Origin of the sequence: Niabella digestorum, from assembly GCF_036409055.1 — a bacterium.
Classification (GTDB): Bacteria; Bacteroidota; Bacteroidia; order Chitinophagales; family Chitinophagaceae; genus Niabella; species Niabella composti.
Map to the genome: position 1 here is coordinate 240277 of NZ_JAZGLY010000003.1, position 14821 is coordinate 255097.

The 14821-nt window shown below is 40.0% G+C and carries 15 protein-coding genes; 7 read left to right on the forward strand and 8 right to left on the reverse strand.

The window, feature by feature from the left end; genetic code table 11:
* The first annotated feature begins 10 nt into the window (after positions 1–10).
* Positions 11–2323 carry a GAF domain-containing protein gene (locus V2H41_RS06495; RefSeq protein ID WP_330974325.1) on the forward strand — a complete coding sequence of 771 codons (2313 nt, stop codon included), beginning with the start codon at positions 11–13 and terminating at the stop codon, positions 2321–2323.
* On the opposite strand, the gene V2H41_RS06500 is transcribed toward V2H41_RS06495, so the two are convergent.
* Together V2H41_RS06500 and V2H41_RS06505 are read right to left on the reverse strand one after the other, a co-directional pair.
* Positions 2320–3147, reverse strand: coding sequence for a phosphatase PAP2 family protein (locus tag V2H41_RS06500; RefSeq protein ID WP_330974326.1), 828 nt, complete (start codon positions 3145–3147; stop codon positions 2320–2322). The genes V2H41_RS06495 and V2H41_RS06500 overlap by 4 nt on opposite strands.
* Positions 3148–3210: 63 nt before the next feature.
* The gene (locus V2H41_RS06505) at positions 3211–3711 is read right to left on the reverse strand and encodes an Lrp/AsnC family transcriptional regulator (RefSeq protein WP_330974327.1); all 501 of its coding nucleotides are present in this window, start codon (positions 3709–3711) and stop codon (positions 3211–3213) included.
* 191 nt (positions 3712–3902) lie between these two features.
* On the opposite strand from V2H41_RS06505, the gene ahcY reads away from it, so the two are divergent.
* The 5 genes from ahcY to V2H41_RS06530 all read left to right on the forward strand — a co-directional run bounded on the left by ahcY (position 3903) and on the right by V2H41_RS06530 (position 8104).
* Positions 3903–5231, forward strand: a complete 1329-nt coding sequence (ahcY, locus tag V2H41_RS06510) for an adenosylhomocysteinase (protein ID WP_330974328.1) — start codon at positions 3903–3905, stop codon at positions 5229–5231.
* 160 nt (positions 5232–5391) lie between these two features.
* Entirely contained in the window at positions 5392–5700 is a 309-nt protein-coding gene (locus V2H41_RS06515; protein ID WP_330974329.1) for a hypothetical protein, read from the forward strand.
* Positions 5701–5853: 153 nt separating this feature from the next.
* Positions 5854–6213: a hypothetical protein gene (locus V2H41_RS06520; protein WP_330974330.1), complete on the forward strand. Its 360-nt coding sequence runs from the start codon at positions 5854–5856 to the stop codon at positions 6211–6213.
* A gap of 442 nt (positions 6214–6655) precedes the next feature.
* Positions 6656–7162, forward strand: a complete 507-nt coding sequence (locus tag V2H41_RS06525) for a DUF4251 domain-containing protein (protein WP_330974331.1) — start codon at positions 6656–6658, stop codon at positions 7160–7162.
* Positions 7163–7246: 84 nt separating this feature from the next.
* Positions 7247–8104: a type 1 glutamine amidotransferase gene (locus V2H41_RS06530; RefSeq protein ID WP_330974332.1), complete on the forward strand. Its 858-nt coding sequence runs from the start codon at positions 7247–7249 to the stop codon at positions 8102–8104.
* 16 nt (positions 8105–8120) lie between these two features.
* Here V2H41_RS06530 and V2H41_RS06535 read toward each other — a convergent pair whose 3' ends face one another.
* From V2H41_RS06535 to V2H41_RS06550, 4 genes are read right to left on the reverse strand one after another with little or no spacing between them, the layout of a single operon-like run.
* On the reverse strand, positions 8121–9497 hold the full coding sequence (locus V2H41_RS06535) for a methyltransferase RsmF C-terminal domain-like protein (protein WP_330974333.1): 1377 nt from the start codon (positions 9495–9497) through the stop codon (positions 8121–8123).
* A gap of 9 nt (positions 9498–9506) precedes the next feature.
* Positions 9507–10307: an O-methyltransferase gene (locus tag V2H41_RS06540; RefSeq protein WP_330974334.1), complete on the reverse strand. Its 801-nt coding sequence runs from the start codon at positions 10305–10307 to the stop codon at positions 9507–9509.
* Between the two features lie 38 nt (positions 10308–10345).
* Positions 10346–10837, reverse strand: a complete 492-nt coding sequence (locus tag V2H41_RS06545) for a dihydrofolate reductase (RefSeq protein WP_330974335.1) — start codon at positions 10835–10837, stop codon at positions 10346–10348.
* Between the two features lie 41 nt (positions 10838–10878).
* Positions 10879–11673, reverse strand: a complete 795-nt coding sequence (locus tag V2H41_RS06550; protein WP_330974336.1) for a thymidylate synthase — start codon at positions 11671–11673, stop codon at positions 10879–10881.
* Between the two features lie 91 nt (positions 11674–11764).
* Between V2H41_RS06550 and V2H41_RS06555 the strand changes: the two genes are divergently transcribed.
* Complete coding sequence (locus V2H41_RS06555; RefSeq protein WP_330974337.1) at positions 11765–12205, forward strand: DUF6526 family protein; 441 nt, start codon at positions 11765–11767, stop codon at positions 12203–12205.
* Here the strand turns inward: V2H41_RS06555 and V2H41_RS06560 are convergent.
* Positions 12202–13338: a proline dehydrogenase family protein gene (locus V2H41_RS06560; RefSeq protein ID WP_330974338.1), complete on the reverse strand. Its 1137-nt coding sequence runs from the start codon at positions 13336–13338 to the stop codon at positions 12202–12204. The genes V2H41_RS06555 and V2H41_RS06560 overlap by 4 nt on opposite strands.
* 173 nt (positions 13339–13511) lie before the next feature.
* Complete coding sequence (locus V2H41_RS06565; RefSeq protein ID WP_330974339.1) at positions 13512–14768, reverse strand: homoserine dehydrogenase; 1257 nt, start codon at positions 14766–14768, stop codon at positions 13512–13514.
* Between the last annotated feature and the right edge of the window lie 53 nt (positions 14769–14821).

Here is a 14821-nt window from a genome sequence, read left to right on the forward strand (position 1 = left end):
CAGATGAATAATGAAAACACTCGTAAGTAAATATATAGATTATACAAAAATTGATACCAGTTTTTCCTTTGCTCCTTTCTATCAATTTCTGAGAAAAAAAGCCAGTGAAACTAATGATGCCAAAAAAGGCATGCTGGAATATTTTGCAGATCAGATAGAAGAAGCCGGCGTACATGAAAGAGATATCTCAGACGAAGAATTACCTCGTTATAAGGAATTACTGGATATTTTGTATGTAAGCCTCACCAATATTACGCTCGATGGTAATAAGGATATTTGGGGGATTACAGCACCTTTTACGAGATGCTTTGCATACGGAACACCTTCTTTATACAATTCATTCATTGATGAACATACGGCATGGCTCAAACCTGAATTCGAATCTAACTTCTGGGAAATAAGCTTGGGAGGGTTAAAAAACATTTACCAAACCATACTCCATCAGGTATATAACATCAGTTTCGCATCTCAAGAGGATTTTATCTATCGCTATATCGATCCTCAAACAGGTTTATATCGTTTTTACAAAATCATCTTTGATCATAGATTTATTGATATTAAATACGAGCAGCATCTGCCTGAACTCAATGAACATAAAATTCTTGGTATTACTGATGACGCCCTCTTTGTTCGGTATATGCTGAGGAAACTTCCCCTTTCACTTTTTCGATTTCGTGGATTTGGTATTGTAAGTATTGCTGATGTAACCGAACAACAAAGCATTTTACACATTAAGGAGCGTTTATTAAAGCTTAAAGAAGAAGGCGCTCAAAAGACTTCTATTTTTGAAGATCTACGGATATCTGTAAAATCTCTTTTAGGATCTAATAAAATAGAAATAAGCCTTCCTCCTTTTGCCATCCTCAACAAGAAGATCGTATGGAAAACTAGGAAAAATCTATTAGGTTGTGCCGATTTAAGTGAAAACGAAATTCAAACATTTTTTAATCTGCTTGAAACCCATAAAAAGCCCATTGTTATAAATGATACGCAGGGCACCCCTTCCCGCTATGCATTTCTGGAAAAATTATTACGAAATACTCCCTACCGCACCTACGCTGTGGTTCCTATTTTCTTTCAACAAAAAGTGTACGGTGCTTTAGAGCTATTTTCTGTGGAGCCGGGAGTTATTACTCCAGAGCGTATCAGAACTCTCGAAAGATTGAACTTAGAATTTGCTCAATTGATGAGAGTAGGCGTTGAACTGTTTGAACATGATCTTCGTCAAATCATTTCTGAAAGGTTCACCGTCATTCAACCTTCAATCGCATGGAAATTTGATGAAGCCGCTCTAGAATATCTTATACAAGAGCGTACGCATGGCAAAGTCATTCGAAAAGTACCCATCGTTTTTGAATCGATATATCCCTTTTATGGTGCAGTAGACATCCGCAACTCATCACTACTGCGCAATAATGCCATAAGGGCCGACTGGCAATTGCAGTTGAAATGGTTACAGAAAACAGCTAATGAACTAAAACCTTTTGGACTACCGTATGTGCAACAACTGATGCAGCAACAAACCGAATTTTTAAAAGACAATAACATAGACCGACCTATTAGCAGCGAAACGATATCCCTATCACATGCTTTGGATAAAGCACTTTACCAGTTGTTACAAAAAGTGATGGTAGAACATCCCCAGGCTGCTGATATATGTAAAGCTTATCTTGACGCAATAGATCCTGTAAATGGCCCCTGTAGCATTAACCGCCGCAACCTAGAGCTTTCCATGCAGCAAACAGTGGCAGGCATCGATAACCTGCTCAATGAAATGAATAAAAAAATGCAGCAGGTATATCCGGCATACTACAATAAATTTCGCACCGATGGAATTGAATATGATATATACGTGGGGCAATCCATCAATCCGCAAAAACCTTTTACCAAAGACCATCTCCATCAGTTGCACATCATACAGCTGGAGTATATGCGTAAGATAGCATTATTAAATGCAGAACAACAGCACTCCTTATTGGTACCACTTCAATCAACACAGCTAATTTTTGTGAATAGTGATGTAATTGATATCACCTTTAGGGAAGATGAGAAACGCTTCGATGTGGAAGGAGCCTACAATATCCACTATCAGATGATCAAAAAACGTGTAGATAAAGTACATATTCGCGATACCAAGGAGCGTCTTACACAACCCGGTAAAATTGCTATTATTTATATCAACGAAGCAGATGTGGAAGATTATGTAGACTTACTGCATGCTGAAATAAAGAGAGGACATTTTTCTAATCTCGAATATTTACTACTCGAAGATTTGCAAGGCATCAGTGGATTGAAAGCATTACGTGTGACAGTAGCATCTTAAAAATATGTACGCACTGCCCTGCGTGTTTTCTTTTGACTGGCCTGCCATACGGCTTTAGTAACAAAATGTCCCATTACTGAGCCTAACAGTACATCACTGGCCCAATGCCTGTTATGATAAATACGCGATACAGCTGTCACAGAAGCGATAGTATATGCTACAGGCGCTACCCATTTATGCTCCTGAAATTCGAGCGATAAAGCGGTAGCCACGGTAAAAATCGTATTGCTATGGCCACTGGGGGATGAGGTATACCCTTTCTTTGTAAAGGGTAATGCATAATCCCAGGAAGAATTGGTGGCATCAGGACGGTTACGACGAATCAACTTTTTTGCAGCTGTGTACATTACAGTCGATATTACTAATGACTTGGCACCGGTGAGACCAGCGGATTCTATCTTAGGCTGATGTGCCAGCGCCCCCACTGCATACATTGCCGGAAAAATATAAAGACCATAAGTATTACCGAAAGGCTCTACTACATTAGCAATGCTTTCTACGGCATTGGAACGATTATGTTGTACTACATTCCGAATTTCCCAGTCTGCCAGTAACAGCCCACCCGTTCCCGCCATCACTATTGAAAATCGCATCCAGTCGCGTTTAGTCCAATGAGCGGGTCTCGTAATAGTATATTTTACTGCAGGAATAAAGCTATTTAAGTAATCTTTGTTGAGCTTGTAATGGGGAGTCGTTGTGGCTTCTTCAAGAGTATCGGATAGAGCGATAGGGGAAGTTATGCTGTCTACTTGTGCTATTACTGCTTTACAAAAAAGAAACCAGCATCCTACCAACAATATCCGCACATATAAAGCCTTTTTCATCAAAGTAATTTTCAATCACAAATATACAAGCAAGAGATACACTTTCTACTTCAGCAATATGTTTTATATAAGCTGGTGTGTCTGCTTCACTATACCCATTACAAAAGTGCTTTGTACATGACCTACATTATCAATTTGACTGAGTTTGTTTACATGAAAATCATAGTAAGATTCCATATCCGTAGTAAGCACTTTTAATAAGAAATCAAATTCTCCAGAAATACTATAGCATTCCAAAATTTCTGGCATATCCATGATAGCCTTGATAAATTTGGAACCGGCAATTTTACTGTGCACCCGGAGCGATACATGACAAATCACCATCAGCTTTTTACCCAATTTGGCCGCATTTAATAAAGCTGTATACTGAGCAATAATGCCCTGCTGCTCCAGTCGTCGGATGCGGTCATGAACAGGTGTAGTACTCAGGTGTATTTGATCTGCAATTTCTCTTACGGTAATCCGCGCGTTATGTTGCAATAATTTTAGTATAGCCCAGTCTTTATCATCTAGCACAAGAGGCTCTGTAGTAACTTTTTCTTTTATCGTTTTAGTTTTAGACATAAAACATTATATTTTCCTAAAATAATATCAATTTACATTATTTTATCCTAAAATATCAAATTATACCTATTATTTTGTTCTTTAGAAGTAATTTTGCAGATGCTTTTCAAGGGGGTGGAGTGTATCACAATACGCATCAAACCTTAGAGCAATTTTCATTAGATAATTAAAATTTAAACATAACGTTACATATGTCTACTACAACAAAATCGCAAATCGACTTTGACCTGAAGTATAAAGTAAAAGACATTTCACTGGCCGATTGGGGTCGCAAGGAAATTCGTCTTGCAGAAGCTGAAATGCCAGGCTTAATGGCTTTACGTGAAGAATACGGTCCTTCTCAACCGCTAAAGGGCGCGCGTATTGCAGGCTGTTTGCACATGACCATACAAACCGCCGTACTGATTGAAACCCTAGTAGCACTGGGAGCTGAGGTAAGATGGAGTTCATGCAACATCTTCTCTACTCAGGACCATGCAGCTGCTGCTATTGCCGCTGCCGGCATTAGCGTATTTGCATGGAAAGGTCAAACTCAGGAAGAAGCAGATTGGTGTATAGAGCAAACCTTATTCTTTGGTAGTCCCGACCGTCCGTTGAACATGATTTTGGACGACGGTGGCGATCTTACCAATATGGTACTGGATAAATACCCCGAACTGGTGCCTCATGTAAAAGGTATTAGTGAGGAAACCACCACCGGTGTGCATCGCTTATACGAGCGCATGGCTAAGGGAACTTTACCTATTCCGGCCATTAATGTAAACGACTCAGTAACTAAATCCAAATTCGATAACAAATACGGTTGTAAAGAATCGCTAGTGGATGCTATCCGTCGTGCTACCGATATCATGCTGGCCGGTAAAGTGGCTGTAGTAGGTGGGTATGGTGATGTGGGTAAAGGTTCTGCTGCGTCGCTAGCAGGTGCCGGATGCCGCGTCATTGTTACCGAAGTAGATCCGATATGTGCGCTTCAGGCCGCTATGGACGGTTATGAAGTGAAAAAAATGATTGATGCAGTAAAAGAAGCCGATATCATCGTTACTGCTTCAGGGTGCTGCGATCTGATCACAGGCGAACACTTCAAACTCATGAAGGATAAAGCCATCGTATGTAATATCGGCCACTTTGATGTGGAAATTGATGTAGCATGGCTGAACGAAAATTATGGCCATACCAGAGACACCATCAAACCTCAAGTGGATATTTATAATGTAGATGGTAAAGACATCATCCTGCTGGCCGAAGGTCGTTTGGTAAACTTAGGTTGCGCTACCGGTCATCCTAGTTTTGTTATGAGTAACTCTTTCACTAATCAGACACTGGCACAAATAGAACTGTGGAACAACCACAGCAAATATGAAAATAAAGTATATGTGTTACCTAAGCACCTAGATGAAAAAGTTGCTCGCTTACATTTAGCAAAAATCGGTGTAGAATTGGATGTTTTAAGCGATAAACAAGCCGCTTACCTCGGCATTCCTAAAGAAGGACCATTCAAACCGGATTTTTACAGATATTAATATTTTTCGCAATTCATTTTAGCTAACAAAATGAATTTCATTTAATTGATTTTCAATTATTTAAACCCGTCTCAAAAGGACGGGTTTTTAATTTTTTACAAAAAAACAGATTGGATTTTTTTCACAAAAAACTGATATCTGTTAGCTTTGCTTTAGACCGATGCGGAGTACGATTTTATATATCATTGCTGTCTTTCTCTTAACACTCTTTGCTTATAAAGAGGTAGTTGCAGACTTGCACATTATTTACACACAACAAGAAACAATTTGTGAATGTGAATCGGAAAATGCAGAAAGATCTCTGGAAGAAAGAGGAACTGAACATGAGCAAAAACTAATAACCGAAACATTCGCTTTACCGCATTTTCCCGAACCTCAATTAGCCGAAAAACCTATTTATCAACCTCCCTATATCGGTACAGCTTATACCGGAACCATTACCCCACCTCCCAAATTCTCTCATTCCTAATCTATAGGACTACTTTCCAAGTATCCTCCCGATACGCAATTGTAAATTATGTAACTGTATCTGCGTGCAGTAAACTTTCAATAAACAAGGATACTGCAATATTATCAGATATAAATATGACTCTAATATATAACCTTTAAAAATTTAATACAGATGAAACGGATATTTTTCGCATTAACATGTTTATTCACAACTACATTCATTTTCGCTCAGGTTGATAATCCAAATAAAGTCATCAAACTCGATCCTAATGTGCACCTGATTAGCGAACTAAAATTGGATCACAACAAGGAATATGGACTAAAAGCAAAGGATATTCAGGACCTATTCCCTTCCCTTGTAAAAGAAAAAAGAGTAAATGAAAGATTCGGGAAAAACGCTTATAGAACAAAAGTGATTAAAGTAATTGATGAAAAAGCATTAATCCCTGTTATGGCTGCCTCTATCAAAAAACAAGATGTAGCAGTGGATATTCTAAAGAGTAAGTTAGTTACAATTGAAAAAGAAATGTAAAAATTTCACTCTTTTGTTTCATAATCCTACAAAAGCCGCTTTATTAGCGGCTTTTATTATACAACCCATTTTTCGCCTGAGGCGTCAAAGTATAAATTACATTCATGAAAGCCTTGTGGGCCCTGCTCATCACTTGGCTGGCAATTACAGAAAGCGAGTAAGCTCCAATAGAACGATATGAAACCCCATTCGTCGGTGCCTAGAGGCTGACGGAAATTAACAAAGTAGGCTTAGGCAGTGGCAACTGGAGGTAAATTTTCCTTCATTGCCAATAACAAAAAGCTCAGGTTACTAACGGACCCAATATAGTAACTTACACTTTTGAAGATATCTAATATATTGTACCGGAGTATGTAGAAGCGTCGTATATAATCAAACCTTAGGTAATCTCATTTTGATTTATGTAAAAAAGCATAAATTTCATCTTATAAAAAAAGCAGTTATGAAGCGTATCATTTTCATATTAGCCATAGCCCTCCTCATAATGGGATGCGCATCTACGCAGAATGTAGCTACCACACAAGCCGAAATTGAGCAAAAGATCAATGAACAGCGCTATACATTCGTTGCACAAAGCGTAGTACCTACCGAAGACAGCCGGTTTAATCCGCGTCTTATGTTTCCTCAGGGTAATAATTTGTATCAACTTACTTCGAGGTACGATCTCAAAGTTACACCTGATTCAGTAACGGCTTACCTGCCTTTCTTTGGTCGCGCCTTCACTGCCCCGTTAGATCCTACCAAGGGTGGTATACAATTTACATCTACTAAATTCACCTATAAAAAGAATATTCGTAAGAATAATTTTCATATCACTATCTTGCCTCAAGATGTTTCGGAAATACAGAGCATCTATCTCACCATTTCACCCTCAGGATACGGTTCGGTACAGATTACCAGCACTAACCGTACCCCTATCTCCTATCATGGCATTATTGAAACCCCTTAATTCATATCAACAATTTTTCACATTTGTGAGTATTTAATGGGGTTTTAACGCCTTCATCCGCCGAAAAGGTTGTAATTTTGCCAGATGTTTGATACGGAGTACAGACCACTAAAAATAGCGGTTTTAGACTTAAACGCAGGACATCCGAATCAGGGCATGCGTTGTATCAGAGAAGTGGTACATCGCTGGGCGGCGGAAAAAAATGTCGATATCCTATACGATGTTTTCGACGTACGTGTGAAAAACGAGATTCCTGATCTTTCTTACGATATTTATATTTCCAGTGGTGGCCCCGGCGACCCTTTAAGCACAAGATTTGATGATTGGGATATACAGTGGAATCGTTGGTTAGGGGATGTAGTGCGATGGAATAATAACCCGGATAATACGATTAAAAAATTTGTATTTCTGATCTGTCATTCCTTCCAGCTGGCAGCTCGTTATTTCAATGCCGGGTTGATTTGCAAAAGAAAATCCACTTCATTTGGGACCTTTCCTGTGCATATCCTTCCGGAGGCAGTCGAAGATCCCGTTTTCCGCAATTTGAAGAATCCTTTTTATGCAGTAGATAGCAGAGATTTTCAGTTAATACAACCAAATATCGAATTATTGCACGATATGGGAGCCTATATCACCTGTATCGAAAAAGAACGTCCGCATGTACCCTACGAGCGCGCAGTAATGGGCATTCGTTTCAGCGATTATATCTTCGGCACACAATTCCATCCAGAAGCAGATGCCGAAGGCATGAGTCAGCATTTTCAAGAACCACAGAAACGCGAAACGGTCATTCAAAACCACGGACCTGAAAAATTAGCCCGTATGTTGGAACACCTCAACGATCCTGATAAGATTCATTGGACGAATAAAAATCTCATACCCAATTTTCTTAACGAAGCTTATAATCATTTGGGCGTTGAGGCGGCGGTGGCATCCACATAATTCGTTGGATATAAGCTTATGGTTTTTCTTTGAGAATGCGTAATTCCTTGGGATAATAATTATTGATGCGGGTAGGTAATACATTTACCCAACCCAAGTTATGCCCCCTATATCTGATAACATTCCAGCCGGCATCAAGTCCGGGTATCTCAATATTCTTCCTTTGTAGGTAAGCAATAGCAGTGCTGGCATCCACTTCTGTACCCGATACTTCAGTATGAATGAGTGGGCTCATGGCCAGCGCATGATCAGGAATAAATTTATTATGCACCAATGCTCCTGCCAGCGTACCTGAATAAACCACCCTCAGATGCTGTAGTAACAAATCATAATCTTCATACATTACTTTGGGCCAGGCATAAATACTTCCTTTTACATTCTGGAGCTCTTGCTCCGAAATATCCATCCACGAATCAAGCTGCATGGCCAACTGTCGCGTTACAGGCCGGCTTACAAAGCGGGTTTTATTCTTAAACTTTTCACCATCATTCTTCCGAAAAGCAGCAACAAAAAAACCTTCACCACGTAATAGATGGGGCCAGAAACGATAACCATAATTACGTAGCTGAGATGTTGTTTCTACAATATGCCATTCCGGCTTGGTATCTAAACGGATATTTGACAAACTGAATGCAGTCGACAGCCAATCCAGTATATCCTCATCTTCCTCCTTCGAATAGGAGCAGGTAGAGTAGATTATAATCCCATTCTCCTTCAATGCGGGCATTACATCGGCCAGAATCCTTTGCTGACGTTGACTACACAGGATCACGTTATTTTCGCTCCACTCCTTAATCGCATCTTCGTCCTTTTTAAACAAGCCACTGCCGCTACAAGGTGCATCCACTACAATCACATCGAAAAACCCCTTGAGCTTAGCAAAATCACGCGGATCATTATGGGTTACAATTACATTGTTACATCCCCATTTCACGATATTATCCTTCAATACATTCACACGCTGCCGGATCACCTCGTTGCTTACTAGCAGACTGCTTTTGGACAGTAAGGACTGAATAAGTGTAGATTTCCCTCCCGGCGCTGCACATAGATCCAGTATTTTTAAGGGTTTGGATAAATCCACCGTTTGCTGTAATACGTGCTCTATAAACATGCTGCTGGCTTCTTGCACATAATAACAACCGGCATGAAATAACGGATCAAATGTAAATGAAGGACGTTCCGATAAATAATATCCATGAGAGGACCAAGGAACCCTTTCTATGGAGCCGGAGAAAATATCATGGATTGCTTCCGACTTCTGTGGATGAACTCGAATGGAAGTAATGGGTGTTGCCGATGTATGCACGTTCAGAAAAGCCGCTTCATCAAAGCCTTCCACACCTTGCAACGATTGAATTAATGGCTGAGGGATTTGCACTTTTCGAAACAAATAAATCAGTTAAAAACGAATAGCAAAACGCTGTTTTTCTTTAAACTCTTTGCGAAAACTAATGATGCCAATATAGAACAAATCAATATCACAGGTCACCGCTTCATGTTGCACAATATTAGCCCAAGCATTATCCATTTCTTTGCTCCAGTGAATATCGTCAAATATTAGCAATGTATCATTATGCACATGGGGTAATAACTGCCTGAAATACCTTTCCGTCGGCTCCTGTCGATGATTACCATCGAGAAAGACAAAGTCGATACCTGGGTTTTGCATTAAAACAGACTCCAATATATCATCAAAATTACCTATAATACTTTCAACATTGGTAAGACCCAAAGCTGCAAAGTTCTCACGCGCTTTTGCAGCAATGGTAGATGCTCCCTCAATAGTGATCACTTTGGCCTGCGGATTGGCTAAAGCCAAATAACTGGTAGTAATACCCAAAGAAGTGCCTAGCTCCAGTATAGTGCGTGGCTGATAATACTTCACCATACGATACAGTAATTGACCAAACTTTCTAGGTTTTACTGTAGTTTTTGCGATAGAGGATACACTTCTTCTGTTGGAAGATGTAATAGCAGAACCAGCTCCTAAGTCTTGTATCAGAAGTTCTGTGTTATCCGCCAACATGCGGGTACGTATCGCTTCTACTCTTTCATAATCCTCATACTTCGTAAAATCGTTCATCACTTTTGTGATAAATTCAAATACAAAGGGCGAATGCGTTCCATGCCCTTTACTATTGGCAGCATGTATGTAAAATTGGAAATACTTAGCTGCAGCTTGTAATGGTGAATATACCAAGGGTACAGTCTTTTTTAAACGTTCAACAAAAACTCACATCATTTTCTTTCCCATAGCTCATACGTAAAATCGTATGCATGACGTTCATCTGCGGTATTCTTGATACTGCTTACCAAGCGCCACTCTTTTTCATCAATAGGTGGGAAAAAGGTATCGCCTTCTATCACCGTATCCACCCTAGTCATATATATCTTGTTAGCTTTGGGATAATACATTTTATAAATCTCTCCGCCTCCAATTACCATCAGCTCTTTCACGTCCATTTCCTTCACCAAAAATTCTACATCCTTCATTGTATTCAGTACGATCGCACCTTCAATCTTTAAATCCTTTTGCTTGCTTAGCACAATATTTTTCCTTCCTGGTAAAGGTCGTTTAAAACTTTCAAACGTCTTACGCCCCATCACAACAGGCATCCCCCAAGTAACATTTTTAAAATGCTTCATATCATCAGGCAGATTCCACACTAGCCCGTTATCCTTACCTATTACGTTGTTGTTGGACGCTGCTACTACCAGAGAGATATTCATGTAATACAAAATTAAAAATAATCGAATCCGTTTCAGTGCCCTTATACAGCAACCGGAGCTTTAATTGCCGGATGATGCTGATATCCTTCCAACACAAAATCTTCGTACCGAAAGTCGAAAATATTTTTCACCTCCGGATTAAGTTTCATGGTAGGTAATGGATAGGGCTCCCTACTCAACTGCAGCTTTACCTGCTCCAGATGATTGTTATAAATATGTACATCGCCAAAGGTATGAATAAACTCTCCTGGCTGCAAATCACAAACCTGTGCAATCATCATGGTAAGTAATGCATAGGATGCTATATTGAAAGGCACCCCTAAGAATACATCAGCACTCCGCTGGTAGAGCTGACAGGAAAGCCTTCCGTTCGCCACATAAAATTGGAACAGCGTATGACAAGGCATCAAGGCCATTTCCGCAAGCTCCCCCACATTCCAGGCACTAACAATCAGCCTGCGGCTATCCGGCGTTTTCTTTATTTGTTCAACTAGTTCACTAATCTGATCAATCACTTTACCATCCTTCCCTTCCCAGCTACGCCATTGTTTGCCATATACAGGACCTAGATTACCGTTTTCATCAGCCCATTCATCCCAGATGGTTACACCATGTTCTTTCAGATAACCGATATTCGTATCCCCTCTCAAAAACCATAACAACTCATAAATAATACTTTTTAGATGTACTCTTTTAGTAGTAACTAGGGGAAAACCTTTTTGCAGGTCGAAGCGCATTTGATAACCAAACACACTGATAGTACCTGTACCAGTACGATCGGTTTTCTGTACACCATTATCCAAAATATGCTGAAGTAGCTGAAGGTATTGTTGCATGACTGCAATATAATGATTCTACCGCTTGTGTGGGTAGGGAAAAACTTTTATGTGGGCAAGCTGTTAATTGTGTATTTTTAAGAAAAACAATATGTCGGAACAAAATTATAACAACCATGTCCGTTACTACATACCGCATCACTTCGTTTTTTACCCAATTAGCTGTCTTCTACTCTTTTTCGGAGTTTACAAAGCCCTCAAAAGTGAGGGTGAGCTAGCGGCTGTTTGGTGGATGCTTACAATAATTCTAGCATTAATTATAGGGTTATCCTTTATGTTGAGACAGCATTATGCCCTAACGCTGCAAAATAGAATGGTTGTACTAGAAACGCATTTGAGGTATTTCAAGCTTACAGGGAAAGACTTTGAGCCAGTGGAACGTCGGCTAAGTTTTCAACAAATTGCAGCGCTTAGATTTGCATCGGATGAAGAATTTCTTTTCTTACTACAGAAAGCTGTGGATGAAAATACCGATCCCGCAACTATAAAGCGCTCTATCAAAACCTGGCGTGCCGATTACCGAAGGGTTTAAGCGCCTTTACGTCTACGGATTTCTTTTAAAATCAATTTCAATTCCCGACCGGTTTGTCCTTTTACGGACGTATTTTCCTGTGCACGGCGCATCAAATAAGGGATAACGCTTTTGAGCGGTCCGAATGGCAAATATTTGCTCACATTACACCCCAATTGTGCCAGATTGAATGTGATATTATCACTCATTCCGTATAACTGGCTAAAGTTCACATGCGGATGGTCGAATGCAATACCCATTGTTTCCATCTGCTGCACTGCCAATAGATTACTGTTTTCGTTGTGAGTAGCTATGAGTACGGATACCTTGTCCAGATTATTTAGACATAGCGTAACACCTGCATCAAAATCGCGATCGCTAGCAGCCTTATCCGGCTGTATAGGTGATGGATACCTGAGCTTTTCAGCACGCTTTCTTTCCTTTTCCATATAAGCACCGCGTACCAGCTTGGCCCCCATTATAAACTTTCTTTCTTTACCGGCTTCAATACAATCATGAAGAAAGGCCAGCCTATCATGTCTGTAATGTTGTATGGTATTAAATATTACGGCTTTTTCTTTATTAAAGGAATCCATCATCAACATTACTAAAGCATCTATAGGATCCTGTATCCATGTCTCTTCTGCATCGACCAATACTCCTACGTTTTGCTTAGCAGCTCTCTCGCAAATACGCAACATACGAGTTCTTACCCGATGCCATTCTTCGCGTTCTTGGGGTGTAATTTCTTCTAGAGCACAAAAATATCTCTTTATAAGAGACCCCTTTTTACTATGCATCAATGTATCGAGTTTCTCCAGCAACGCAAACCTAGCCAGCCCCGTAATTTTTATACTCATAAACGGGATGTTCGGCTGGGAGGCTGCATAATCGATTACCCGCACAAACTCTGCAGCGGCATGATCATACTCATCTTCGCTTCCTTCGCCTCCTTCAGCACCATAGTCAAGAATAACATCTACATGAAACTTTCCCAAGGTATGGGCTACAGCTGCAGTTTGCTCAAGCGTTTCACCACCTGTAAATTGTCTGAAGATGGTTTTCCGGATAAGGCCACTAATCGGTAATCCCACTTTCATGGCCCAGGGAATTAGCGTAGTACCCACCTGCACCAGCATAGGGAGACTCATCATACGGAATAACCTACACGATCTCCTCAACTCCGCATCCGACAGGTATCGAAATGCGAATTCCGTGTTGTCAAAGGATATTGAAGCCATATTATTTTAAAAAATACAGCTACGCTCTTCAGATTTATATGAAATGACGAAGAGAAGTCGTAAAGTCTCTTCCTCTCAGATGCGGTTTATAGCAAACCTGCAAGTTCTAGACTTTTCTTTTTCAGTCGTCGTTCCTCAATATTTTCCAGAATAGAATCTGGTTCTAGTATTAAAGAAGTGCCATTTTCTTTCCACCAGGGGTTTTTCTTAAGTTTGAGTAGCGCGATTACTCCTGAGAGATATTTCCGGTCTTCCTGAGCATGCCATTGTTCTATCCATTCAAAATCATCGGTGGGCACAAATTTTATATCACTGAAGCTTACGTAGACGCGCAAATATATGTCATCATTCAATTGGTTGGGCTCATGATGATATAATTTTTTATATTCGTATTTATAATCATACCTAAGTGCAGACAAATCACTCAATACTGCTGAGGCTGTAGGAAAACTACCTGCGCCTTTTCCATAGAAAAATTGTTGATCGGCAAATCCGCTTTCTATCACCACTCCGTTATATTCGTTTCTTACAAACGATAAAGGATTATCGGCGGTCACGAACTGTGGCAGCACAAAAGCAGCCACGCCACCTTCCACCAGCTTTTTAGCTTGTGCTACCAGCCTTATCTGTTGACCTCGAGACTTGGCCACTGCCGCATCCGATTTATGTATGTTTTGTATTCCTGTAAAGAGAATTTGATCGGGTGTGGTAACAATCCCATAAGCATGACATAAAAATATCGTCCATTTGTTCAGTGCATCGTATCCTTCCACATCCAACGTAGGATTACTTTCGGCAAAACCCTGCTGTTGTGCTAGTAATAAAGCCTCTCTGAAGCCAAGACGCTCATCAAACATCTTCGTCAAAATAAAGTTGGTACTGCCGTTTACAATAGCCCGGATGCTATGTAATAAGTCGTTATCGTAGTATTCTTCCAGATTTCTAATAGCCGGAATGGATGCACATGCGGAAGATTCATATAGGAAGGAACGGCCGGTTTTTTGTTGTAGTTCCAATAACTCCTGCAGATGCTCTGCTATCATCTTTTTACTGGAGCTCACTACATCCTTTTTGTTCAGCAATGCTGTTTTTACGATATCAAATGCTGCATTTGCATCATCGATAACTTCTACGACAACATTAATTTCTTCATCCTGCAGTATTTCGTCTTTATCAGTTGTGAACAATGATGAAGGAGCATTTCTTTTTTTATCAGGATGCTTGATACATACTTTTTTAATGTATGCACTTAAGGAGGGGGTTTGTTCCAGCACTCTGTACAAGCCTTCTCCCACTACTCCAAATCCAAACATTCCTATTACTAGCTGTCTATGTTTGCTCATTTATGTATAGATTATATAAATTTCAATATAGTTATAACCCTATCCGTGCGTGT